The 521-nt window shown below is 77.2% G+C and carries 1 pseudogene; it reads left to right on the top strand.

The features are described 5' to 3' along the window. Positions 1-157: 157 nt before the first annotated feature. Positions 158-521, top strand: a pseudogene (locus IH13_RS0131570) (P1 family peptidase); the annotation flags it as partial.

Here is a 521-nt window from a genome sequence, read left to right as displayed (position 1 = left end):
CTCCCCTCCCCCTCCCCCTCCGCGTCCGCCTCGTCCCCCTCTCGCCCGTCTCCTCCCCCCTCGGCCTCTGCCGGTCCGGCCGCCGGCCGCTGTACGTTCGCCGCGGGAACGGAGGGGCCGCGTACCGCCGCCCCCGCACACCATCGAGGAGCCCGCCATGCCTGACGCCCACGCACCCCGCTCCGGCCCGCTGGACGCGCTGACGGATGTGGCCGGGATCCGCGTCGGCCATGCGCGGGTGCCCGGCGACGGCGCACTGAGCGGTACCACCGTCGTCCTCGCCCCCCTGGGCGGCGCGGTCGCCGCCGTCGACGTACGGGGCGGAGGGCCCGGCACCAGGGAGACGGACGCGCTCGATCCGCGCAACCTCGTGCAGCGGATCGACGCGGTCGTCCTCACCGGCGGCAGCGCGTACGGCCTGGACGCCGCGTCCGGGGTGGCGGCCTGGCTGGAGGAGCAGGGGCGGGGCGTCCCGGTCGGCCCCGGACCGGGCCAGGTGGTACCTGTCTCTTATACACATC

The sequence above is a fragment of the Streptomyces sp. NRRL WC-3549 genome (assembly GCF_000721935.1).
GTDB lineage: Bacteria > Actinomycetota > Actinomycetes > Streptomycetales > Streptomycetaceae > Streptomyces.
Note: the sequence above shows the minus strand (reverse complement) of the source record. Positions and strands in the feature narration are given on the sequence as shown.